This window comes from Micromonospora sp. NPDC049240 (genome assembly GCF_040647835.1).
Taxonomy (GTDB): Bacteria; Actinomycetota; Actinomycetes; order Mycobacteriales; family Micromonosporaceae; genus Micromonospora.
On record NZ_JBEZCX010000013.1, the window covers coordinates 49,054 to 72,127 of the forward strand.

At 73.7% G+C, this 23,074-nt stretch carries 21 protein-coding genes and 1 pseudogene; 11 read left to right on the forward strand and 11 right to left on the reverse strand.

The genetic code is table 11. The features are described from left to right. Nucleotides 1-17: 17 nt before the first annotated feature. The 5 genes and pseudogenes from AB0B02_RS20885 to AB0B02_RS20905 all read right to left on the reverse strand — a co-directional run bounded on the left by AB0B02_RS20885 (nucleotide 18) and on the right by AB0B02_RS20905 (nucleotide 3,752). Complete coding sequence (locus AB0B02_RS20885) at nucleotides 18-755, reverse strand: anti-sigma factor (RefSeq protein WP_357302613.1); 738 nt, start codon at nucleotides 753-755, stop codon at nucleotides 18-20. After that, on the reverse strand, nucleotides 752-1,381 hold the full coding sequence (gene sigK, locus AB0B02_RS20890) for an ECF RNA polymerase sigma factor SigK (protein WP_357302616.1): 630 nt from the start codon (nucleotides 1,379-1,381) through the stop codon (nucleotides 752-754). The genes AB0B02_RS20885 and sigK overlap by 4 nt, the downstream gene beginning before the upstream one ends. A gap of 106 nt (nucleotides 1,382-1,487) precedes the next feature. Then, nucleotides 1,488-2,273, reverse strand: a pseudogene (gene erm / locus AB0B02_RS20895) (ErmE/ErmH/ErmO/ErmR family 23S rRNA (adenine(2058)-N(6))-methyltransferase); the annotation flags it as partial. A gap of 413 nt (nucleotides 2,274-2,686) precedes the next feature. Then, the gene (locus AB0B02_RS20900; protein ID WP_281937667.1) at nucleotides 2,687-2,809 is read right to left on the reverse strand and encodes a hypothetical protein; all 123 of its coding nucleotides are present in this window, start codon (nucleotides 2,807-2,809) and stop codon (nucleotides 2,687-2,689) included. A gap of 46 nt (nucleotides 2,810-2,855) precedes the next feature. Continuing rightward, entirely contained in the window at nucleotides 2,856-3,752 is an 897-nt protein-coding gene (locus tag AB0B02_RS20905; protein ID WP_281937669.1) for a Gfo/Idh/MocA family oxidoreductase, read from the reverse strand. Between the two features lie 149 nt (nucleotides 3,753-3,901). Between AB0B02_RS20905 and AB0B02_RS20910 the strand changes: the two genes are divergently transcribed. Together AB0B02_RS20910 and AB0B02_RS20915 are read left to right on the forward strand one after the other, a co-directional pair. After that, entirely contained in the window at nucleotides 3,902-4,297 is a 396-nt protein-coding gene (locus AB0B02_RS20910) for a hypothetical protein (protein ID WP_199199984.1), read from the forward strand. Beyond that, the gene (locus AB0B02_RS20915; RefSeq protein WP_357302620.1) at nucleotides 4,290-4,706 is read left to right on the forward strand and encodes a hypothetical protein; all 417 of its coding nucleotides are present in this window, start codon (nucleotides 4,290-4,292) and stop codon (nucleotides 4,704-4,706) included. The genes AB0B02_RS20910 and AB0B02_RS20915 overlap by 8 nt, the downstream gene beginning before the upstream one ends. An 88-nt stretch (nucleotides 4,707-4,794) precedes the next feature. Here the strand turns inward: AB0B02_RS20915 and fabG are convergent, their stop codons facing one another. Then, on the reverse strand, nucleotides 4,795-5,553 hold the full coding sequence (gene fabG / locus AB0B02_RS20920) for a 3-oxoacyl-ACP reductase FabG (RefSeq protein WP_107162571.1): 759 nt from the start codon (nucleotides 5,551-5,553) through the stop codon (nucleotides 4,795-4,797). Between the two features lie 57 nt (nucleotides 5,554-5,610). Then, nucleotides 5,611-7,263 carry an alpha-amylase family protein gene (locus tag AB0B02_RS20925; RefSeq protein WP_357302624.1) on the reverse strand — a complete coding sequence of 551 codons (1,653 nt, stop codon included), beginning with the start codon at nucleotides 7,261-7,263 and terminating at the stop codon, nucleotides 5,611-5,613. A 53-nt stretch (nucleotides 7,264-7,316) separates the two neighbouring features. On the opposite strand from AB0B02_RS20925, the gene AB0B02_RS20930 reads away from it, so the two are divergent. Then, the gene (locus tag AB0B02_RS20930; RefSeq protein ID WP_281937677.1) at nucleotides 7,317-7,964 is read left to right on the forward strand and encodes a DUF1349 domain-containing protein; all 648 of its coding nucleotides are present in this window, start codon (nucleotides 7,317-7,319) and stop codon (nucleotides 7,962-7,964) included. Nucleotides 7,965-8,042: 78 nt separating this feature from the next. Next, nucleotides 8,043-8,705, forward strand: coding sequence for a DedA family protein (locus tag AB0B02_RS20935; RefSeq protein WP_281937678.1), 663 nt, complete (start codon nucleotides 8,043-8,045; stop codon nucleotides 8,703-8,705). A gap of 12 nt (nucleotides 8,706-8,717) precedes the next feature. Here the strand turns inward: AB0B02_RS20935 and AB0B02_RS20940 are convergent, their stop codons facing one another. Next, nucleotides 8,718-10,142, reverse strand: coding sequence for a carbohydrate-binding protein (locus tag AB0B02_RS20940; protein WP_281937679.1), 1,425 nt, complete (start codon nucleotides 10,140-10,142; stop codon nucleotides 8,718-8,720). Between the two features lie 111 nt (nucleotides 10,143-10,253). After that, a complete protein-coding gene (gene lysX / locus AB0B02_RS20945; protein ID WP_281937680.1) occupies nucleotides 10,254-13,565 on the reverse strand; it encodes a bifunctional lysylphosphatidylglycerol synthetase/lysine--tRNA ligase LysX in 3,312 nt (1,103 codons plus the stop codon). Between the two features lie 210 nt (nucleotides 13,566-13,775). On the opposite strand from lysX, the gene AB0B02_RS20950 reads away from it, so the two are divergent. The 4 genes from AB0B02_RS20950 (at nucleotide 13,776) to AB0B02_RS20965 (ending at nucleotide 18,836) form a co-directional block, all read left to right on the forward strand. After that, nucleotides 13,776-14,924: a glutamate--cysteine ligase gene (locus AB0B02_RS20950; RefSeq protein ID WP_357302828.1), complete on the forward strand. Its 1,149-nt coding sequence runs from the start codon at nucleotides 13,776-13,778 to the stop codon at nucleotides 14,922-14,924. A 41-nt stretch (nucleotides 14,925-14,965) separates the two neighbouring features. Further along, nucleotides 14,966-16,339: an FAD-dependent oxidoreductase gene (locus AB0B02_RS20955; RefSeq protein WP_281937681.1), complete on the forward strand. Its 1,374-nt coding sequence runs from the start codon at nucleotides 14,966-14,968 to the stop codon at nucleotides 16,337-16,339. Nucleotides 16,340-16,467: 128 nt separating this feature from the next. Further along, nucleotides 16,468-17,889: a WGR domain-containing protein gene (locus AB0B02_RS20960; RefSeq protein ID WP_357302629.1), complete on the forward strand. Its 1,422-nt coding sequence runs from the start codon at nucleotides 16,468-16,470 to the stop codon at nucleotides 17,887-17,889. A gap of 71 nt (nucleotides 17,890-17,960) precedes the next feature. Continuing rightward, entirely contained in the window at nucleotides 17,961-18,836 is an 876-nt protein-coding gene (locus tag AB0B02_RS20965) for an aminoglycoside phosphotransferase family protein (protein WP_357302632.1), read from the forward strand. 1 nt (nucleotide 18,837) lies between these two features. Here AB0B02_RS20965 and AB0B02_RS20970 read toward each other — a convergent pair whose 3' ends face one another. Together AB0B02_RS20970 and AB0B02_RS20975 are read right to left on the reverse strand one after the other, a co-directional pair. Continuing rightward, on the reverse strand, nucleotides 18,838-19,647 hold the full coding sequence (locus AB0B02_RS20970) for a DNA-formamidopyrimidine glycosylase family protein (protein ID WP_281937687.1): 810 nt from the start codon (nucleotides 19,645-19,647) through the stop codon (nucleotides 18,838-18,840). Between the two features lie 25 nt (nucleotides 19,648-19,672). Beyond that, nucleotides 19,673-20,176, reverse strand: a complete 504-nt coding sequence (locus AB0B02_RS20975; protein ID WP_281937689.1) for a hypothetical protein — start codon at nucleotides 20,174-20,176, stop codon at nucleotides 19,673-19,675. A gap of 176 nt (nucleotides 20,177-20,352) precedes the next feature. Between AB0B02_RS20975 and AB0B02_RS20980 the strand changes: the two genes are divergently transcribed. The 3 genes from AB0B02_RS20980 to AB0B02_RS20990 all read left to right on the forward strand — a co-directional run bounded on the left by AB0B02_RS20980 (nucleotide 20,353) and on the right by AB0B02_RS20990 (nucleotide 23,056). Next, on the forward strand, nucleotides 20,353-20,586 hold the full coding sequence (locus AB0B02_RS20980; protein WP_281937691.1) for a GntR family transcriptional regulator: 234 nt from the start codon (nucleotides 20,353-20,355) through the stop codon (nucleotides 20,584-20,586). 242 nt (nucleotides 20,587-20,828) lie between these two features. Further along, the gene (locus AB0B02_RS20985) at nucleotides 20,829-21,566 is read left to right on the forward strand and encodes a cellulose binding domain-containing protein (RefSeq protein ID WP_281937692.1); all 738 of its coding nucleotides are present in this window, start codon (nucleotides 20,829-20,831) and stop codon (nucleotides 21,564-21,566) included. Between the two features lie 5 nt (nucleotides 21,567-21,571). Further along, nucleotides 21,572-23,056, forward strand: a complete 1,485-nt coding sequence (locus AB0B02_RS20990; RefSeq protein ID WP_357302638.1) for an RICIN domain-containing protein — start codon at nucleotides 21,572-21,574, stop codon at nucleotides 23,054-23,056. Nucleotides 23,057-23,074 lie beyond the last annotated feature (18 nt).

Consider the following 23,074-nt stretch of genomic DNA (forward strand, 5'->3'; position numbering starts at 1 on the left):
TGGATCCGCGAAAAAGATCAGGCGAGCGCGACCGCCACCAGCGGGGTCATGGTCGGCCGCGCCGACCCGCCCGCCGGCTCCTCGGTCACGCCGAGGAGACCCTTGCCCCGCACCCCGGACAGCAGCGTCGAACCGCCGCCCCGGCCGGCCGGCAGCACGCCGGCCGAGGTGGCCGTCGCGCCGTCGATCAGCCAGAGCTGGTAGGCCCGGCCGGCGGCGGGGACGGTCAACCCGTCGAGCAGCGCCACTCCCTCGTTCCGGCTCGGCGACGCCACCACGGTGACCCGGCCGCCCGCCGGAACCGCTCCGGTCCGGACCACCGCGTCCGGCGCGGCCAGCACGGCGCGGATCCGGCCCGCCTCGTCCCGCGCCGCGCCGGCCTCGGTGCGCGCGTCGCGTACCCGCTGCTCCTGGACGGTCCAGGTGGCCGCGCCCGCGCCGCCGGCCAGCAGCACGGCGGCGGCCGCGACGGCCGCCCGACGGCGCCACCCCCCGGCCCGGTCGCGGGCCGCCCGACCGACCGGGCCGGGTCGCTCCTGCGGGGTACGCCGGATCTCCGCCAGCACCGACGTGCGCAACGCGGGCGGCGGCACGGACCAGGTCGGGTCGGCCAGCCGGGCCGCCGTCTCGTGGAACTCGGCCAGTTCCAGCGCGCAACTCTCACAGCCGGCCAGGTGCCGGACGAACGCGGCCCGCTCGACGTCGTCCACCGCGTCGAGCACGTACGCCCCGGCGAGCGCGTGGATGTCGGTCATCGGCTGAACTCCACTCCCAGGCAGTCACGGAGACGGATCAGCCCGTCCCGCATGCGGGTCTTGACGGTGGGCAACGAGGTGCCCAGCAGGCCGGCCACCTCGCGGTAGCTGTGCCCGCCGTAGTAGGCCAGCGTGATCGCCTCGCGCTGCATCTCGGTGAGCACGTCCAGGCAGTGCCGCACCTGCTGCCGCTCCAGCCGGGCCGCCGCCTCCTCGGCCACCTCGTCGTACGGCGTCTCGGCGGAGCCGGCGGCGACGCGGCGGGTGCGTTCGACGCCGGCCTGCTCGGACCGGACCCGGTCCACGGCCCGGCGGTGGGCGATGGTGAAGATCCAGGCGGTGGCCGAGCCCTTGGCCGGGTCGAAGCGGGCGGCGGTGCGCCACACCTCGACCAGCACCTCCTGCGCGACCTCCTCGGCCTGGGCCGGGTCACGGAGCACCCGCCGGGCCAGCCCGTAGACGCGGGGCGACACGATGTCGTAGAGCCGTTCGAACGCCGCCTCGTCGCCGCGCGCCACCGCCCGCAGCAGGCCGTCGGTCTCCGCCCGTGGGTCCGGGGCGGCCGGGGGCACGGCGTGCAGCCTCGACCGCCCCGGCACGTCACCGGCGCTGTCGCCCTCGGTCATCCGGTCCCGCCTTCCGTCCGCTCCGTCTGCCAGCACGGTAGGCATTCGGAGCGGATTCCGGACCGGATGGCCCCGAATTCCCGGGCCGGCCCGGGTCGGTGGCGTGCAGCAGGCGGAACAGCACCAGCCACTGCTCGGGCCAGACCAGCCCGACCGGGGTGTCCGGCGCGATCCGGGCGGCCCGCAGCGCGCCGTCGACCCGGCGGCGCGCGTGGGCGGTGCGCAGCGAGGCCGCGAGCGAGCCGCCGACCCCGCCGAAGCCCAGCTCCACCATCCTCCGGTACGCGGGCAGCACGCCCGGCGCCAGCAGCGGCTCGGTCCGGCGCTCCAGGTGCAGGATGCCGCCGTCCACCGCGGGCACCGGCCGGAACGCGCCCCGGGGCACCCGCCCGGCCAGCCGCCAGTGGTGTTCCGGCCAGGTGAGCACCGTGAGCCGGCTCCACCGGCCGTGGTCGCCGGTGCGTTTGCGGGCGTAGTCGAGCTGGGTGAGCAGCGTGGCCGCGCGCAGCTCGGGCGCCGCGAGGCACCAGCGGACCACCGCCGCGGTCAGCGACCAGGGGATGTTGCCGGCCACCGAGAACGGCTCCCCGGGCGGCGGCGCGGAGAGGAAGTCGGCCGCCCGGACCTCGACGTGCGGCAGCGGCGCGCAGGTCGCGGTCAGCTCCGGCAACACGGCCGGGTCCACCTCGTACGCGATCAGCCGCCCGCACCGCGCGGCGAGCGGGCGGGTGAGCTGGCCGCGTCCGGCGCCCACCTCCAGCAGCAGGTCGTTCGGGCCGGGGCGGGCCGCCCGGACGATCCGTGCGGCGGCGGCCGGATCGGCGAGGAAGTTCTGGGACAGTACGCGACGGGACCGGTCGCGTGCGGTGGTGCGGAGTCGGCGGGGCGCCACGGGTTCGTCCTGTCTGTCGCCGGACGGCGACGGGTACGGACCGCTGCGCAGGTGTTCCAGGCCGCCCCTCGGGCTCGGGGCGTGCGACCGACCCGGCGGGCGGGCACCGCCGGACGGGACGGGTCGGCAGCCGCGACGGGCCGGGTCGGCTCGCCGGGTCGGCTCGCCGGGTCGGCTCGCCGGGTCGGCGTGGAACGGATGGGGCGGGCGGTCCGAGCGGATCGGGGCTCGGACGACCCTGGATCGGTCGGGACGCTCACCGCGCGAACCACCGCGCCACCTGTCGGCGGCGTGGTGGGATCAGCGCGACCGCCAGCGCCAGCTCGGCGAAACGGCGGGATCAGGCCCCACTGGACGCCGTCAGCCCGGTGACGTGGCGGGTCGGCCAGTCGGGCTCGCGGGCGGTGGTCAGGTCAGGCGCGGCGGTCCGCGTCCCGGCCGGTCAGGGCCGGGCGACGGACCCGCGGGCGGGCGACCAGAAGGAGCCCGGACGCGGCCGGCGCGACGGCCACGTCGATCAGGGCATGCGTGAACATGCGCGCGACGCTAGCGGCCGGCCCGCCACCCCCGCGACGGGTTTTCTCACACGTCGACCGTGCGCCCCTGCGCCCGGGCGGTCTCGGCGGCGTCGAGCACCGCCACCACGTCCCGGCCGAACCACACGTCGCAGCGGTGGTCGCGGGTACCGGCGTCCACCTCCGCCAGCAACTGGTCGAGCGCGGCGCCGAACGCCTGGAGCGCGCTGCCGTCACCGGGCGGGATGCTCTCGGTGCCGTTCGCGCCGAACAGGACGAAGTCACGGGTGACCGCCTCGGCCGGCGCGTCGAGGGTGAGGGAGAGCGCGCTCGTCGCGCCGCCGTCGTGGGTGAGCAGCAGGTGCACCAGGCCGCTCGGCCCGTCCATCGCGGCGACCCGGGTGACCCGGCCGAGCACCGGCAGGATCAGTGACAACGCGTGCGGGCCGATGTCCCACAGCGCGCCCCGGTCGCGCCGCCACCGCGAGTCGCCGTACGGGTTCCCGGGCTGGTAGATCGAGGCGAACATGGTCCCCCGGGCGTGCTGCCAGCCGCCGGCCGCGGCGGCCGAGGCGAGGACGCCGGTGACATTGGGGTGGAAGCGCTGGGTGAAGAAGACCACCGAGGCCACCCCGGACGCCTCGGCGGCGGCGACCACCCGGTCGGCGTCGGCGAGGCTCAGCGCCAGCGGCTTGTCCAGCAGCAGGTGCCGCCCGGCGGTGGCGGCCCGGACCGCGATGTCGGCCTGCACGTCGGGCGGGAGCGCCACGGCGACCGCGTCGACGGCGTCGAGCAGCGCGTCGACGTCGGTGAAGGCCGGCACGCCGTGCCGGGTGGCCAGCGCCTCCGCCTTCGCCGGGTTGCGCCCCCACACGCCGGCCAGTCGGGCCCGGGGGTGGGCGTCGATGGCGGCGGCGTGCGTCTCCGCCGCCCAGTGACCGGTGCCGAACAACCCGAAGCGCACCCCTGCCCCCTGCCCTCGTCGTGGGCCACCGGCGTACGCCGGGACCGTGATCCACGCTAGTCGTCCGGCCCGGCCGGCGCGCCCCGACCCGCGCGGCGGCTGGCTACTACACGACTTAGTAGGCTGGGCCGGTGAACGACACTGCGTCGATGACCAGCGCCGCGGCGGCGGGCTCGCCGGTGGACGGGTTCCTCCCCACGATCGCGATCGTGCTGTCGCTGGCGGTCGCGGTCTGGGCCCTGGTGGCCGCCGTACGCCAGCAGCCGCCGGACCGGATCCAGTTCGCCGGCCTGGCCGTGGTGGAGGTGGCGCTGCTGGCGCTGACCGTGGTGGCGCTCGTCGCCCTCGGCGGTGGGGACCGGCCGGGCGAGCCGGGGGCGTTCTTCGGCTACCTGGTGACGCTGGTCTGCCTGCCGCCGCTGGCCTGGGTGCTGGCCCGGATGGAGCCGACCCGCTGGGGCTCGGCGATCGTCTGCGCGATCTGCCTGGTCACGCCGGTCGTGGTGGTGCGGTTGCAGCAGACCTGGGAGGTCGTCGGTGGTTGATTCCCGGGCGCCCGGACGCGCCACCAACCGCGGGCCGGGGCGGCTGCTGATCGCGGTCTACATCCTCTTCGCCATCGCCGCGACGTCGCGGGCCGGGCTCCAGATCGCCACGAAGTTCGACGAGGCGCCGGTGGCGTACCTGCTCTCCGCGCTGGCCGCGCTGATCTACATCGTGGCGGCGGTCGGGCTGGCCCGGGCCGGGCACGCCGGCCGCCGGGTGGCGCTGGCCTGTTGTTCGGTGGAGCTGGTCGGGGTGCTCGCGGTGGGCGTGCTGAGCATCGCCGACCCGGAGCTGTTCCCGGACGAGACGGTCTGGTCCGACTTCGGCAGCGGCTACGGCTACATCCCGCTGGTGCTGCCGGCGCTCGGCCTGCTCTGGCTGTACCGCACCCGCCGCGACCCCGCCTGAACCGCGCGCTTTCCCGGAAAGCGTGGCCATGGGGCGCGAAATGGCCCCTCTTTCCGGGAAGGAGGGGCCATCCGCCCGGGGGCGGCGGTCAGTCCTTGGGGCCGCCGGCGACGTAGATGACCTGGCCGGAGACGAAGGACGCGCCCTCGCTCGCCAGGAACGAGATGGTGTGCGCGACGTCCTCCGGGCGGCCGGTGCGGCGGACCGGGATCTCGGCGGCGGCGTGCTCCTGGAGCGCGGCGAACTCGACCTTCATCCGGGCCGCGGTGGCCGCGGTCATGTCGGTGACGATGAAGCCCGGCGCGACCGCGTTGACGGTCACCCCGAACGGGCCCAGTTCGATGGCGAGCGTCTTGGTGAAGCCCTGCATGCCGGCCTTGGCGGCGGCGTAGTTCGCCTGGCCGCGGTTGCCCAGCGCGGAGGTGCTGGACAGGTTGACGATCCGGCCCCACTTCCGCTCGACCATGTGCTTCTGGGTGGCCTGGCTGAACAGGAACGCGCCGCGCAGGTGCACGCCCAGGACGGTGTCCCAGTCGGCGTCGGTCATCTTGAACAGCAGGTTGTCGCGGAGCACGCCGGCGTTGTTGACCAGCACGGTCGGCGCGCCCAGCTCGGCGGCGACCCGCTCGACGGCGGCCTCCACCTGGGCCCGGTCGGCCACGTCCGCGCCGACGCCGAGCGCCCGACCACCGGCGGCGACGATGCCGTCGACGGTCTCCGCGGTGGCGGACTCCTCGATGTCGACCACGGCGACGGCCATGCCGTCGGCGGCCAGCCGGCGGGCGGTGGCCGCGCCGATGCCGCGTGCGGCTCCGGTCACGATGGCGACGCGGGGCTCCTCCGACATGATTACCTCCCGGTAACTTGGCTCGATCGGAGGAGCCTAACCCGCCGTCACGTCCGGCTACAGCGCCCCACCCCGGCAGAGCCGGATCCAGCGGTAACCGTGGCCGTTCAGCTTCAGCCGGTCGAGCTTGCCCACCTCGTCGTAGTTGCGGTCGCTCAGCACGTCGATCGGCAGGTCCGCCTCCGGCGCCAGGGTGCTCAGGTCGACCTCCACGTCCTCGGTGCCGAGGTTGTGCAGGAAGACCATGGTCCCGGTCCGCCCGTCGGCGCGGTGCGCGAGCACCCCGGCCGGCATCGGCACGTCGATGTGGGTGGTGCTGCCGGAGCCGACCTCCGGGGCCTCCCGCAGCGTCCGGATCATCCGCTCGAACCAGCCGAGCAGCGAACGCGGGTCCTTGCGCTGGGCGGTGACGTTGACCTGCTGGTAGCCGTACTCACCCTTGTCGATCACCGGGCGGACCAGCTTCTCCGGCTCGGCGGTGGAGAAGCCGGCGTTCTCCTTGTAGGACCACTGCATCGGGGTACGGATCGCGTCGCGCCCCTTCAGCGTCAGGTCCTCCCCCATGCCGATCTCCTCGCCGTAGCGCAGCACCGGCGTGCCGCGCAGCGAGAACTGGAGCGCGTACGCCAGCTCGATGTGCCGGCGGTCGTTGCCGAGCATCGGCGCGAGCCGGCGGCGGATGCCCCGGCCGTAGAGCTGCATGTTCTCGTCCGGGCCGAACTTCGCCAACACGTCGTTGCGCTGGTCGGCGGTGAGCCGGGACAGGTCGATCTCGTCGTGGTTGCGCAGGAACGTCGCCCACTGGCCGCCGGTCGGCAGCTTCGGGGTGTCACGCAACGCGTCGATGATCGCCTCCGGGTCCTCCCGGGCGAACGCGAGCATCAGCCGGCCGTTCATCATGAAGTCGAAGAGCATGTGGATCCGGTTGCCCGAGCCGCTGCCGTCGCCGAAGTAGACCGGCAACTGGTCCGGCTCGACGTTCGCCTCGGCCAGCAGCATCGCGTCGCCGCGCCGCCACTGGACGTGCTGGCGCAGGTCGGTGAGGAAGTCGAAGTCCTTGGTCGCGTTCGGGTTGCCCGGCTCGGTCTTCTCGATGATGAACGGCACGGCGTCCATCCGGAACCCGGAGACGCCGAGCTGGAGCCAGAACGAGGTGATCTTCTTGATCTCCGCGCGGACCTTCGGGTTCTCGATGTTCAGGTCCGGCTGGAACTTGTAGAACCGGTGGTAGAACCACGCCTTGGCGGTCCGGTCGTAGGTCCAGGTCTCGTGCTGCTCGCCCGGGAACACCATGCCCTGGTGCCGGTCGTCCGGCTCGTGGTCGGCCCAGACGTACCAGTCGCGGTACGGCGAGTCGGGCGAGGACCGGGCGGACTGGAACCACGGGTGCTGGTCCGAGGTGTGGTTGACCACCAGGTCGATGATCACCCGGATGCCCCGGTTCTGCGCCTGGTGCAGGAGTTCGGCGAAGTCGCCGAGCGTCCCGAGCCGCGGGTCGACGTTGTAGAAGTCGGTCGCGTCGTACCCGTCGTCCTTGTTGGGGGACGGGTGGATCGGGTTGAGCCAGAGGCAGGTCACCCCCAGCCGGGCCAGGTAGTCCAGCCGGCCGATCAGCCCCTGGAAGTCACCCACCCCGTCGCCGTCGGAGTCCGCGTACGTGTCGACGTCGAGGCAGTAGACGACTGCCTCCTGATACCACCTGTCACCCATGCGGGCTCTACTTCTCCGAACGCGCGTTCTGGCAAACCCGGTACGGTGCCGGCATGAGCGAACGCACCGAGCGGAGCGAGGGCCGTGAGGGCATGCCCAGCCAGCACAGCATGAGCGAGGACACCGACTGGTCGGCCGGCACGTGGCTCAATCCGCCGGAGCGGGCCGAGGCGGTCGACGGCGGGCTGCTTGTCGAGCCGCGCGGGGGCAGCGACTTCTGGCGACGCACCAGCTACGGCTTCGTGCACGACGACGGTTCGGCGCTGCTCGCGCCGTTCGCCGGGGACACCGCCGTGGAGGTGTCGTTCCGGCTCGACTACGCCGCGCAGTTCGACCAGGCCGGCGTGCTGGTGCGGGTGGACGAGCGGCGGTGGACGAAGGCCGGGGTCGAGGTGAGCGACGGCGTGCCGCAGGTCGGCGCCGTGGTGACCGACGAGTTCTCCGACTGGTCGGTGGCGCCGGTGCCGGAGTGGTCGGGGCGGGAGGTGACGATCCGGGTGAGCCGGGCCGGCGACGCGTTGACGGTCCGCGCCCGGGTGGACGGCGAGCCGTGGCGGCTGGTGCGGGTCGCGCCGCTCGACCCGGCGGCGTCCGCGACGGCCGGGCCGTACTGCTGCTCGCCCAGCCACGGCGGCCTGCTGGTCCGTTTCACCGGCTGGCGGCGGGGGCCAGCGGACGAGGCGCTGCACCCGGAGGGTTAGCCCGGTCACCGGCGGGTGTGAGCAAGACTCACCCGGGTACTACCCCCGGATCTCCGGCACCCGTGTGGAAGGACCGCCATGGCCCTCGCCCAGAACGTCGATCCGAACCAGTTCACCGGGCTGACCGGGTGGGTGGCGAGCGTGATCGACGCGTGGGGCGCGGTCGGCGTGGCGCTGCTCGTGGCGCTGGAGAGCATCATCCCGCCGATCCCGAGCGAGATCGTGCTGGCGATGGCGGGCTACCTGTCCGCCGAGGGCCGGTTCAACGTGGTGGTGATCGTGCTGGCCGCGACCGCCGGTTCGCTGCTCGGCGCGCTGGTGCTCTACTGGCTCGGCGCGGCGCTCGGCGAGGACCGGCTCAAGCGGTGGCTCGACCACATCCCGCTGGTCGACCTGGAGGACCTGGAGAAGGCGGACCGCTGGTTCGAGCGGCACGGCCGCTGGGCGGTGCTGATCGGCCGGGTGGTGCCGGTGGTCCGCAGCCTGGTGTCGATCCCGGCCGGCGCGAACCGTATGCCGCTGGGCGAGTTCATCCTGCTCACCACGCTCGGCAGCGGGGTGTGGAACACGCTGATCGTGGGCGCCGGCTTCCTGCTCGGCTCACGCTGGGAGGACGTCGACCGCTACAGCCAGTGGTTCAACTACGCGATCTTCGCGGTCTTCGGCGTGATGATCGTGAGCTGGGCGGTGAAGAAGGTGCGCCGGCGGCGCGCCCGGCAGTCGGTGACCACCGGGCGCTGACCGCCGGGTCGATCAGCGGCGGAACGTGAACCAGTTGACGTTGACGAAGTCCGACGGCTGGCCGCTGCTGAACGTGAGGTAGACGGTGTGCCGGCCGGTCACCGCGCCCACGTTGCCGGGCACCGAGGTCCAGGTCTGCCAGCCACCGGTGTTGCCGACCGCGAAGCTGCCGATCGGCGTCGCGGTGGGGCTGTCCACCCGCACCTCCACCAGGCCGCTCACCCCGGCCGCCGCGCCGGACGCGACCCGGGCCACGAAGTCGCGTGGCGGCGTGGAGCCGAAGTCCACGTTGTCGTAGCGGGCCCAGTCACCGTTGGCCAGGAAGCCGATGTCCTGCCCGCCCTCGGCGCACGTCTCCACCTGCACGCCGTTCTGCGCGTTGAACGACTCGGCCTGGATGGTCGCGTACGCGTCCCGCACCCCGCCCGGCGGCGGCGTGGTCGGCGTCGGCGACGGGTTGCTCCCGCCGCCCCGGGAGTAGACCGCCACGTAGTCGACGAGCATCGGCCGGCCGGAGACGGTCGACGCGGTCGGCGTGGCGGAGCCGGCAACGCCGTTCGGGAAGCCGCCGCCCATCGCCACGTTGAGCAGCAGGAAGTAGCCGGCGTGACTGGTCATCTGGGTCCAGTACGGCTCACCGACCTGGGTCTGGGTGACGGTGTGGAACTGCTGGCCGTCGACGTACCAGCGCAGTTGCTGCGGGCTCACCGAGGTGTCCCACTCGAACCGGTAGGTGTGGAACGCCGACTGGCAGGTGCTGCCCGGGCAGGCGCGGGACGCGCCCCGGCCGTTGAACTCGTCGCACGGGCCGCCCGGCGCGACGCCGCAGTGCAGCACGCCCCAGACCGAGTTGATCCCGTTGACGTTCTCCATCACGTCGAACTCGCCGATGCCGGGCCAGTTCTGGTAGTTGCCCCGGTAGGGCGAGCCGAGCGCCCAGAACGCCGGCCAGTAGCCGGCCGCCGCCGCGCCGGTGACGTTGGGCATCTGGATGCGGCCCTCGATCGCCAGCACGCCGCCGCTCGACGGCTTGAAGTTGCTGCGTACCGTCTCGATCCGGGCCGACGTCCAGCGGCCGGCGCTGTCCTTCAGCGGGGTGATGCGCAGGTTGCCGGCACCGTCCTGGGACAGGTTGGCGGTGCTGGAGGTGTAGGTCTGGATCTCGCCGGTGCCCCAGTTTGCCGGGCCGCCCGGGTAGCTGGTGCCGGTGTCGACGATCCAGTTGGCGGACGAGGGCAGCGTGCCGGCCGCGCCGGTGAAGTCGTCGCTCCACACCAGGTTCCACCCGGCGGGCGGGGACGGCACGGCGGCCTGCGCGGTCATCTGGACGCCGGCGAGCGCGGTGGTGGCGGCGAGCACGGTCGCGGCCAGGGCGAGCCGGCGGCGGGACCGGGGCACGGTGGTGGGGGCGGCCGGGGCCGCCGGAATCGGGTTCATCGGGGTGCCTCTCTGCGGGGACGGGGCGGAGAGCGCTCTCTGAGAGCGATTTGTACGCGCCTGCCCCCGCATTTGTCAACAATCTTCAATGAATGCCGGTGGCGGCGACGGTCAGGAGGACTCGCGGACCAGCGGGAAGGGCAACGTCTCCCGGATCGAACGGCCGGTCAGCAGCATCACCAGGCGGTCCACGCCGAGCCCCAGCCCGCCGGTCGGCGGCATCGCGTACTCCAAAGCGGTGAGGAAGTCCTCGTCCAGCTCCATTGCCTCCGGGTCGCCGCCGGCCGCCTGCAACGACTGCGCGGTGAGCCGCCGCCGCTGCTCGGTCGGATCGACCAGCTCGGAGTACGCCGTGCCCAGCTCCATCCCGTACGCCACCAGGTCCCAGCGTTCGGCCAACCGGGGATCACGCCGGTGCTGCCGGGTCAACGGCGACACCTCGGTCGGGAAGTCGAGATAGAACGTCGGCGCCTCGGTACGCGCCTCGACCAGCCGCTCGTACAGCTCCAGCAGCACCGCGCCGGCCGACCAGCGCGGATCGAACGGCACCCCGGCCGCGTCGGCCAGCTTGCGCAACGCGGCCAACTCGGTGTCGGCGGTGACCTCCTCGCCCAGCGCGGCCGAGACCGCCTCGTGCACCGTGACCGCCCGCCACTCGCCGCCCAGGTCGACCAGCTCGCCGCCGGGCCGGCGGGCCACCGGCGCACCGTGCACCGCGGTCGCCGCCGCCACGATCAGCTCCCGGGCCAACGCCCGCATGTCCTGGTAGTCGGCGTACGCCTGGTACGCCTCCAGCACGGTGAACTCCGGGTTGTGGGTGGCGTCCACGCCCTCGTTGCGGAACGCCCGGCCCAACTCGTAGACCCGCTCGATGCCGCCCACGGCGAGCCGCTTCAGATACAGCTCCGGCGCGATCCGCAGACTCAACCGCAGGTCGTACGCGTTGATGTGGGTGACGAACGGGCGGGCGTTCGCGCCACCGTGCACCCGTTGCAGGATCGGCGTCTCCACCTCCAGGAAGTCCCGCCCGGCCAGCCCGACGCGCAGGCTGTGCAGCGTCGCGCTCCGGGCCCGCACCATCTCCCGGGCCGCCGGGTCCAGCGCCAGGTCCAGGTACCGCTGCCGGACCCGGGCCTCCGGATCGGCCAGCCCGTGGTGCTTGTCCGGCAGCGGGCGCAGGCACTTGGCGGTCAGCTCCCAGCCGGTCACCCGCACCGACACCTCGCCACGTCGGGTCGCGTACACCTCGCCGGTGGCGCCCACGTGGTCGCCGATGTCGACAGTCGACCGCCACCGGTCCAGGTCGTGCTCCAGCATCAACTGAAGATCGCCGCTGCCGTCCCGGATCGTGGCGAACAGGACCCGCCCGTGGTCGCGGACCAGCAGCACCCGCCCGGCCACCGCCACCGTCTCGCCGGCACCGGTGTCCGGGGCCAGCCCGGCGTGCCGGTCCCGCACCGCCGCGCAGGTCGCGGTGCGCGGATAGCCCACCGGGTACGGGTCGACGCCGGCGGCCCGCAACCGGTCGAGCTTCGCCACGCGTACCCGGATCTGCTCCGGCCGACGCGCGGCGGGCGGCTCCGGCGGGACGGCCCGGACCGCCGCGGCGGCCGGCGGCACGTAGCCGATCCCACCGCCGGCCGGCGGCACCCCGTGCAGCGGCGTGGGCCGCCCACCGGGCAGGGCCAGGAAGCCCTCCGCGGCGACCGCCGCGAGACCGACCCGAGCCAGCTCGCGGCGCTCGGCGAAGCAGAGGTAGCGCGGCGTCCAGTGCGGTTGGTACTTCGCGTTGGAGAGGTAGAGCGACTCGAGCTGCCACCAGCGGGAGAAGAAGAGCAGCGTGTGCCGCCAGGCCCGGATGATCGGACCGGCGCCGATCCGCGCGCCCTGCTCGAACACCGACCGGAACGCGGCGAAGTTGAGCGACACCCGGTCGACGCCGAGGCGCGGGCCGGCGGCCAGCAGCGCGGCCACCATGAACTCGGTGACGCCGTTCTCGGCGGCGCGGTCCCGGCGCATCAGGTCCAGCGAGACGCCGTGCGTGCCCCACGGGCTGAACGAGAGCAGCCCGCGCACCCGGCCCGCGCCGTCGCACGCCTCGACCAGCACGCAGTCACCGTCGGCCGGGTCACCGAGCCGGCCCAACGCCATCGAGAAGCCGCGCTCGTGCCCGGTGTCCCGCCACGCGGTGGCCAGCCCGGCCACCTCGGCCAGCTCCTCCGGCGGGATCTCGGCGTGCCGGCGGACCCGGGCGGTGTAGCCGGCCCGCTCGACCCGGTGCACCGCCTGCCGGACCGGCCGCATGTCCCGGCCGTCCAGGTCGAACTCCCGGGTGTGCAGGATCGCCTCGTCGCCGAGCTGGAGCACCTTCAGGCCGTGCCGGCGGTACGCCCGCGCGCCGGCCTCGCTGGCGCCGAGCACCGCCGGCGTCCAGGCGTACGCCCGGGAGTGCTCCAGCCACGCCTCGATGGCCGGCCCCCACGCCTCCGGGTCGCCGACCGGGTCGCCGCTGGCCAGGCTGACGCCGTTGACCACCCGGTAGGTGAGCGCGGCCTTGCCGCTGGCCGAGAAGACGGCGGCCTTGTCCCGCCGGGTGGCGAAGTAGCCGAGCGAGTCCCGCTCGCCGTGCCGGGCCAGCAGCTCCCGGATCCGCTCCTCCTCACCGGCGTGCAGCACCGCGTTGGCCCGCTGCGAGCGGACCAGCGTGAACAGCGCGGCCAGGAACGCCGTCGCGCCGAACGCGCCGAGCAGCAGGTTGACCCAGCCGGGCGCCTGCCCCCGACGGGTCAGGTCCAGCGTGATCGCGCCACCGAAGACCTTCTCCACCGCGTAGCCCAGCCGGTCCGACCAGGTGTGCAGGCTGCCCGGCTCGACCAGGAGCAGCAGATAGCCCAGGCCGACGAAGACGGCGGCCAGGCCGGCGAGCACGCCCAGCGCACGCCAGGTGCTGCCGGACCGGACCCGGGCGTAGAACTCCCGCCGCGCGGCCACCAGCAGCGCCACCGCGGCGGCGGCGAACGCGATGCCGACCCAGACGCCGATCGTCTCCAGCGTGCCGAAGAGGCGCTGGCCGGCGGCGTGGTTCAGCTCGTTGGCGCCCACCAGCAGCAGCAGCCCACCTGCCGTCAGGCCGACCACCAGCGTGAGACTGAAGTAGACCAGCAGCACCCACCAGGCCAGCCGCTTGCGCCGCCTCGCGGCGGCGGCCAGGACGCCGAGGAAGACCGCGTACGCGAGGTTCGCCGGCGCGGGCACCAGCAGCGCGTCGATCGCGGTGCGGACCGGTTGGACGTCGGCGGCCACCGCGCTGCTCAGCGCCGCCAGCGCGCAGACCGCCGCGATCACCGCGAGCAGGATCGCGAAGCCGCGTGGAACCTGGGCGCGAACGCCGGTCACCGTGCGCGACGTGCCGTTCGGAGTCACCACGACCTCCTCCGGCCCGGCGACCGCCCGCCGGGCCGGCTCATCGTAGTCCCGCGTCCCGTCACCCGACGGCCCTCCGCGGCACGGCGGCACACGACCGACCGGGCGAATCGGGCCGACACGCCGTCCGACGCGTTTTCGGGCATCGACACGGTGGGTAACAGAGCGTCGACCACGCGGCACGGTGTCGCGGCCGGTCGGAAAGAGGCGGTGGTGGCGATGAGCGGCTCAGTGGCGGAGCGGGAACGGCACGCCGCCGAGGGCGGGACGGACCTGCTGACGGTCGGCGTGGAGGAGGAGTTCCTGCTCGCCGATCCACACACCGGCACCGCCGTGCCCGCCGTCGAGCTGGTGATGGAGCAGGTGCCGGCCGAGCTGCGCGGCCAGGTGGAACGCGAGTTCCAGACCAGCCAGATCGAGATCGGCAGCCCGCCGGGGCTGGAGCTGTCCTCGATCCGGCACTCGCTGGGGATGCTCCGCGCCGAGTTGGCCGACGCGGCCGAGCGGGCCGGCGTACGCCTGCTGGCGATCGGCACCGGGCCGGTCGACGGACCGGTGCCGGCGGTGGTGGACAAGCCGCGCTTCGACCGGATGATCGAACGGTTCCGGCTGCTGGTGCCCGGTCCGGGCAACAACGGCATGCACGTGCACGTCGGCGTGCCGGACCCGGACACCGGCGTGCAGGTGCTCAACCACGTCCGGCCCTGGCTGCCGACCCTCCAGGCGGTCACCACCAACTCCCCGTTCTCCCGGGGCGAGGACACCGGCTACGCGAGCTGGCGCTCGATCGAGTGGGAACGCTGGCCGTCGGTGGCGCCCACGCCCTACCTGGAGTCGCACGAGCACTACCAGCGGCTGATCCGGCAGCTCATCGCCAGCGGCGTGATGCTCGACGAGGGAATGCTCTACTGGTACGCCCGGCTCTCCGCCAAGTACCCGACCGTGGAGATCAGGATCGGCGACGTCTGCCCGTCGGTGGACGACGCGGTGCTGGTGGCCGCGCTGGTCCGGGGCCTGGTCGCGACCGCGCTTACCGACATCGCGGCCGGCCGGCGGGCCGTCAACACCGACCACCACCTGCTGGTCGCCGCGCACTGGCGGGCCGCCCACGACGGGCTGGAGGGCCAGGGCGTCGACCTGACCGACGGCGAGCTGCGCCCGGCCTGGGAGCTGCTGGAGCGACTCGTCGACCGGCTCCGCCCGGAGCTGGAGCGGCACGGCGACCTCGACCGGGTGACCGAGCTGCTGGACGGGCTGCACCGGCACGGCAGCGGCGCGGCCCGGCAGCGGGCGGTGTTCGCCAAGACCGGCAAGCTGGTCGACGTGGTCGCGGACGTGGCCCGGCAGACCCGTGGTTGAGCTGCCCCGCGGCCCGGTCGGGGCGTGACAGGATGAGCGGCGTGGCGGAGCGGATGATCGTCGTCGGCGGGGACGCCGCCGGCATGTCGGCGGCCTCCCAGGCGCGGCGCCGCCGCGACCGGGCGGACCTGGAGATCGTCGCGTTCGAGCGGGGACACTTCACGTCCTACTCGGCCTGCGGCATCCCGTACTGGGTGAGCGGCCTGGTGCCGGAACGCGACCAACTCGTCGCCCGCACCCCGGCCGCGTTCCGCGACGACTTCGACATCGACGTCCGGACCCGGCACGAGGTCACCGCCATCGACCTGGGCCGCCGCGAGGTGGTCGCCCGGGACCTCGACGGCGGCGGCGAGGTCCGCGCCGGCTTCGACACGCTGGTGTACGCCACCGGCGCCACCCCCGTGCAGCCGGAGTGGGCCCGCGACGAGGTGGCCGGCGTGTTCGGCGTGCAGACGCTCGACGACGGCGCCGCGGTGCTCGACTGGCTCGAACGCGAGCCCCGACCGCGGCACGCGGTGGTGGTCGGCGGCGGCTACGTCGGCGTGGAGATGGCCGAGGCGCTGGTGCACCGCGGGCTCACGGTCCAGTTGGTCGAGCAGTCCGCGCAGCCGATGGCGACCGTGGACCCGGACATGGGCGAGCTGGTCGGCGAGGCGATGCGGCAGGTCGGCATCGGCATCCGCACCGGGACGACGGTCACCGGCCTGGAGGAACGGGACGGTCGGATCGCCGCGGTGGTCACCGACGCGGGGCCGATCCCCGCCGACGTCGTGGTGCTGGGTCTCGGCGTACGCCCCAACACCCGGCTCGCCGAGGCCGCCGGCCTGCCGCTCGGGCCGTCCGGCGCGATCCGGGTGGACCGCCGGATGCGGGTGCCCGGCGCGCCCGGCGTCTGGGCGGCCGGCGACTGCGTGGAGAGCCTGCACCGGGTCAGCGGCATGCCGGTGCACGTCCCGCTCGGCACGCACGCCAACAAGCAGGGCCGGGTCGCCGGGATCAACATCGGCGGCGGGTACGCCACGTTCCCCGGCGTGATCGGCACCGCCGTCACCAAGGTCTGCGAGCTGGAGGTCGGGCGCACCGGGCTGCGCGAGCGGGACGCCACCGAGGCCGGGTTCGAGTTCGTCACGGTGACGGCCGAGTCGACGAACCGGGCCGGCTACTACCCGGGCGCGCAGAAGATGACCGTGAAGCTGATCGCCGAGCGGCCCGGCGGGCGGCTGCTCGGGGCGCAGATCGTCGGCTGGTCCGAGGCGGCCAAACGGATCGACGCGCTGGCCGTGGCGCTGTGGAACGGCATGACGGTGGACGAGATGACCGCGCTCGACCTCGGTTACGCGCCCCCGTACGCCCCGGTCTGGGACCCGGTGCTGATCGCCGCCCGCAAGGCCGTCGACGCCCTCGCCGAGCGGTAAGGAAGGGCCCCTTCTTAACGCCTCCGGTAGAGAAGGGGGCCCTTCTCACCTTCCGGTTCCGGCTCTGTCGGAGGGCGGGGTTAGCGTGTGCGCGCTGTCGGTTCGGCACTCGCTCGGAGGTAACCCCCATGTCGCAGGAGACGACCTACCTTGAACTGTCCGAAGTGGACGGAGGCGCGCACAAGTTCTACGAGGTGGTGGTGGACGACGCGGCGATGACCGTCCGCTTCGGACGGATCGGTGACCAGGGGCAGGTGAAGACCAGCGCCTACCCGGACAACGCCCGGGCCCGGGCCGCCGCGGCGAAGAAGATCGGCGAGAAGGTCCGCAAGGGCTACGTCCCCGCGGTGCCCGGCGTACGCCGGAAGCGGCCGGTCTCCCGCCGGGAGATCGTGAGCACCCGCTCCACCGCCCGTACCGCCCCGGTCCTCTGGCGGTACGCCTCGGGCGCGCCCGCCTTCGGCATCTTCGTGGACGGGCGGCACTGCATGGTCGGCAACGAGCACGGCGTGATCACCACGCTGGACCACGACGCCCGGATGGTGAACCAGGTCCGGCTCCCCGACGGCGTGAAGTGCATCGTCGCCGACGACGCCTGGGTCTACGCCGGCTGCGACGACGGCAACGTCTACGACCTCTCCGGCAAGGTGCCCCGGGCGGCGTACGCGATCGCACCGGAGATCGACATCTACTGGCTGGACATCCACGACGGCATCCTCGGCGTCTCGGACCGCGAGGGCGGCGTCGCCGCGTTCGACCACGAGGACGAGTTCCTCTGGCGCCGGGCCGGGCGCGGCCGGTCCGCCTGGATGGTGCGCTGCGACGCCGACGCGCTCTACCACGGTCACTCGCAGGGCGTCACCGGCTACGACTGGCGCACCGGGCGGGAGCTGTGGCACACCGGCACCGGGGCGGTGCTCTTCGGCTGGCAGGAGCGCGACACGGTGTTCGCCGGCACCGGCACCCGGGAGGTGGTGCGACTGCGCAAGGACGGCCGGGCCGAGCGGACGTACCGCTGTGACGCCCCGGTCTTCTCGTGTGCCACCGCCGAGGACGGTCGGTACGTCTTCGCCGGGGACAGCGCCTCCTCGATCTACTGCTTCGACGCGGCCGGCAACCGGCTGTGGAAGCTCGGCACCGGCTGCGGCTCGGCGTACTCCATGCAGTATCACGACCAGCGGCTCTACGTGGTGACCACCAGCGGCTACCTGGCCTGCATCGACGCCGGCGAGGCGGCGATCCGGGCGGCCGAGGCGGGCGACGTGCCCGAGGTGGTGGACGTCAAGGCACCGGCTCGGCTGCCCGAGCCGGCCGCCTGGGCCACGGTCGAGGTGACCACCGACAGCCGGGACGGCGTGCTGGTGCAGTGCGTCGAGCACGGCGGCCGGCTGCGGGTCCACGTCCTCTCCGACGGCTATCAGCGGGACTGGTCGGTCCAGTTCCCCAAGGGCATCCGGGAACCCGGGGCCCGCTACCTGGTCAGCGAGGTCCGCGAGTCCGGCCGGGGTGGCTTCTACCGGGCGTACGGCGACATCCGCCGGCTGCGGTGACCGGGTCCCGGCGGGGCGGGGCGGGGCGGGTCGGGGCGGCGCCGGTCGCCGCACTCGGTCAGGATGGCCGGATGCGGTGGGAGATCCCGGACGGGTTGCGGTGGACCGAGCGGACGCCGCTCGGGCGGGCCTGGCTGGCGGAGCTGCCGGACCGGTTGGCGGAGTGCGTGGCGCAGTGGGAGCTGACGGCCGTCGGGCCGCCGTTCGCCTACGCGTTCGCCTCGCTGGCCCTGCCGGCCGAGCTGCCGGACGGCACGCGGGCGGTGCTGAAACTGCAGTACCCGGACGACGACAGCGTCCACGAGGCCACCGCGCTGGCACACTGGGCCGGCCGGGGCGCGATCCGGCTGCTCGCCCACGACGCCGACCGCCGCGCGCTGCTGGTGGAGCGCTGCGACCCGGGCGTACCACTGCACACGCTGGCGCTCGACGACGCGCTCGACGCCGCGGTCGGCCTGCTGCCCCGGCTCGCGGTGCCGGCCGGACCACCGCTCACGCCGCTCGCCGAGGAGGCGGCCGGCTGGGCCGAGCGGATGCCGGCCAACTGGCGACGGACCAACCGGCCGTACGAGCGGCGGCTGCTCGACGCCGCCCTCGGCCTGCTCGCCGAGCTGGCCCCGGACCAGGGCGAGCAGGTGCTGGTCAACCAGGATCTGCACGCCGGCAACGTGCTGGCGGCCGACCGCGAGCCGTGGCTGGTCATCGACCCGAAGCCGCTTGTCGGTGAGCGGGAGTTCGCGGTGGTGCCGCTGGTCCGCGGCGCCGAGCTGGGGCACTCCCCCGCGGCGGTGCGGCACCGGCTCGACCGGCTCAGCGCCGAGCTGGGCCTGGACCGGGCCCGGGTCCGCGGCTGGGCGATCGGCCAGACGCTGGCCTGGAGCGTCGGCGGCGACCAGGTCTTCCCCGGCAACATCGAGGCGGCCCGCTGGCTGCTCGACGAGTGCTGACTCAGCCGGCCTGGCAGGTGGGGCACCAGTAGAGGTTGCGACCGGCCAGCGTGCCCCGGCTCACCGGGGTGCCGCAGACGTGGCAGGGCTCGCCCGGGCGGCGGTAGACGTACACCTCGCCGCCGTGCCGGTCGACGCGCGGTGCCCGGCCGGTGGCCTCCGGCAGGTCCGCGTCGCGCACGGTGTCGATCCGGCCGCGCTCGACCGCGCGGGTCATCAGCATCACCAGGTCCGCCCAGAGTTCCGCCCAGCCGGCCGGCGTCAGCTCCCGTCCGGGCAGCAGCGGTGGCAGCCCGGCGCGGAACAGCGCCTCGGTCACGAAGATCAGCCCGGTGCCGGCCACCACGGACTGGTCCAGCAGCAGCGCGGCGAGCGGGGTGGGGCTGCGCCGGATCCGCGCGTACGCCCGGTCCGGGTCGGCGTCGGCGCGCAGCGGGTCCGGGCCGAGCCGGCCACGCAGCGCCGCCACCTCGGGCGGAGTGAGCAGCTCGCAGGCGGCGGGGCCGCGCAGCTCCAACCAGTTGCGGTCGCTGTGCAGGCGCAGCCGGAGCTGGCCGACCGGGGCCGGCGGCTCCCCCGGCCCGTCGGCGAACCTGCCGTACAGCCCGAGGTGCACGTGCAGCGTCAGCTCGCCGGCGTAGTGGTGCAGCAGGTGCTTGCCGTACGCCTCGGTGCCGTCCAGGACGGTGCCGGTGAGCCGGGCCGCGCCCTCGGCGAAGCGCCCCTGCGGGCTGTCGGCGTGCACCTTGTCGCCGGCGAACAGCTCGGCGTGGCGGGCGGCGAGTCGGTGGATGGAGTGTCCCTCTGGCACGGGTGCCAAGCGTAGTCAGCGGTTCTCACCGCTGCCGGCTGACCGCCGCCAGGTCGAGCAGGTGGGCCAGGCGGTACCGCAGCACCCGCGCCTGCCCGACCGACAACACCACGGCGGAGGCCGCGCCGCTCAGGCGCACCATCGTCTCGGCGGCGGGATGCAGCGCCCGCACCAGCCCCACCTGGACGACGGACGACTCCGAGCGGTTGGTGTCCACCCGGCCGGCCCGGGAGCAGTGTCGGCCGCGGAGCCGGCAACGGTCCCGGTCGCACCAACGCGGGTGGGCCAGGTCGTCCGGGGCGGCGAGGGCACCGGTCGGATAGACGAACACATGCCCGCAGGGCCGCGACATCCCAGGACCCACACCGATCGGGTACGCGTCCAGCCCGGCCCGGCCCAACACGGCGACGGCGTGCGGGGTGTGTGCCGCGCAGGTGTACGCGCAGGCGTCCAGCGAGTCCGTCGTGTACAGCTCGATCCGCAGCGTCGCCGGTGCTCCGCACTCGGGCAGGGTGGGTAGGTTGCTCACGGGTCGCCTCCTAGCTGGGCGATCAAGGCCCCCGGCCAACGCCGCAATCGCTGACCGGGGGCCACTTTCGTGCCGTTCGACCAAACGTACATCCAATAGACGTCTAGATGCTAGACGTCTATTGGCTGGACATCCCCGGGCACGTACAGATCATGTGCGTGTCTACGCTGCCGCCCATGACGAGTCCGCTCAACAGCGTGCCGCTCTACCGGCAGTTGGCGGACCTGCTTGCCAAGCAGATCGAAGAGGGCACGTTACGTCCAGGACAGCCGCTGCCGAGTGAACTCCACTTGCAGCAGACCTACGGCGTAGCCCGGGGAACCGTGCGGATGGCGATGCGTGAGCTGCGGGATCGCGGTCTCGTCGTCACCGTTCACGCACGGGGAACCTTCGTCGCTGAGCAGCGGTAGCGACCGCAGCGCGGGACGCCATTGAATCGACGTCTGTCGAATGACAGACTGACTCCGGTCGCGCTCGGGAGCCGGTGCGAGCCGCTCGATCCAGCAGGAGAGTGACGCGCGGGGTGGTGCGCCACCCGGCGCCGGGCAGTCCTCTCCGGCAGTCCGCCGTGCCGCCGTCGCGCCGCCGGGCCGGTTGAACGCCACCACCGCCGGCCGCGCCGCGGGGGCCGCAGTTCAGCTCAGGAGCGCAGATGATCCGTACCCTCGGCGCGGCTCTGGCCGCCGCCCTCACCCTGACCGGCCTGGCCGCCTCGACCGGCGCCGCCCGCCCGCCCGCCACCGTCCTGACGACGCCCGCGCCCACTCCGACGCTGGTGTGCCCGCCGGCGCTGCCGGTCGGGGGCCAGGTGACCGGCGCCACCGCCACCAGTCTCACCATCAGCTACTCGATGCTGCTCAGCCCGCCCTGCGGTTACGACCCGCCGCTGGTCGTCAGCCTCTTCACCAGCCGCGAGGACGCCACCGGCTGGCGTAATCCGGTGGCCGAGGCCGTTACCGGGCCGGAGCGGTACGGGACGGTGACCGTCGGCGGGCTGACCCCGGACACCGACTACTGGTTCCGGTTCAGCGACCCCCACGGCACGCGCGACCCGTACTTCATCGGTGGACCGGCGCGGACGCTGCCGACGTCGACGTGCACCGCGACGGTCACCATCGACAGCCGGTGGTACGGCGGCTTCATCGCCACGGTCACCGTGCGCAACACCGGGACCCAGCCCACCGGCGGCTGGGTCGTCTCGTGGCGGTGGACCGGTGACGAGCGCATCGAGTCGATCTGGGGCGGGGTGGCGGAACGCGCCGGCGAGAACGTCACGGTCCGCAACGCCTCCTGGAACGGGACGCTGGCGCCGGGCGGCTCGACCACGTTCGGCGTGCTGGTGGCCGCCAGCAGCGCGTCCGCCGGCATCTCGCCGGTCTGCGGTCGGTGACCGGCATGCGGTCGACGGATCGGGCGGTCCCCCACGGAGGGAACGACCGGATGAGCCGGGGCGGACGACTCGGGGCGGTCCTGGCGGCGCTCGCCGTGGCCGTCGCGGCGGCGCTTGTCGGGCCAGCCACGGGCGCGCAGGCGGCGCCGGTGACCGTCACCAACGGCACGCAGTTCACCGACACGAGCGGCGCGGTGGTGCACGCCCACGGCGGCGGCGTCCTCAAGGTCGACAACTACTACTACTGGTTCGGCGAGAACCGGAACCCGGACAACACGTTCCGGGCGGTCTCCGTCTACCGCTCCACGGACCTGCGCACCTGGGAGTTCCGCAACAACGTGCTGACCCAGGCGTCGGCGGCCGAACTGCAGCGGGCCAACATCGAACGGCCGAAGGTCATCTACAACGCCGGCACCGGCCGGTTCGTGATGTGGATGCACAAGGAGAACGGGTCCGACTACAACGAGGCCCGGGCCGCCGTCGCGTCGTCGGCCACGGTGGACGGCAACTACACCTACCACGGCAGCTTCCGGCCGCTCGGGCAGCACATGTCCCGGGACATCACGCTTTACAACGACAACGGCACCGCGTACATGATCTCGGCCGCCAACGAGAACCGCGACCTGAACATCTACCGGCTCACCTCGGACTACCTCAACGTCGCCGGCCTGGTGGGCAACTTCTGGGCCGGCGCGACCCGCGAGGCGCCCGCGATGTTCAAACGGGGCGGCACGTACTTCCTGCTGACCTCCGCCGCGACGGGCTGGAGCCCGAACCAGGCCCGGTACGCCACCGCGCCGAGCATCTCCGGTCCGTGGAGCGGCTGGACCGACGTGGGCAACGGCACCACGTTCAACTCCCAGCCCGCCTTCGTGCTGCCGATCCAGGGCACCGCCACCACCAGCTACCTCTACCTGGGTGACCGGTGGGCGGGGGCGTGGGGTGGGCCGGTCAACGACTCGCAGTACGTGTGGCTGCCGATCTCGTTCCCGACCAGCACCAGCATGAGCCTGACCTGGTACCCGTCGGTCACCATCGACACGGCCGCGGGGACGGTGACCGGCGACACACCGGTCTCGTACCGGGTCACCGCCCGGCACAGCGGTCGGGTGCTGGACGTGATCGGCAACTCCACCGCGAACAACGCCGAGGTCAAGCAGTGGGCGTGGAACGGCGGCGGGAACCAGCGGTGGGAGTTCCAGGACGTCGGCGGCGGCTGGTTCCGCCTGGTGAACGCCAACAGCGGCAAGTGTCTCGACGTCGCCGACGCGTCCACCGCCGACGGCGCGAACATCATCCAGTACACCTGCGGCGGCGGCGCGAACCAGCAGTGGCAGTGGGCCGCGGTCGGCAGCTGGTTCCAGCTCCGGGCCCGGCACAGCGGCAAGTGCCTGGACGTGGTCAACGCCGCCACCGGCGACGGCGCGGACGTCCAGCAGCTCACCTGCGGCGGGGGCACCAACCAGCAGTGGTCACGCACCCAGTCCTGACGACGCCCACGTGACGGA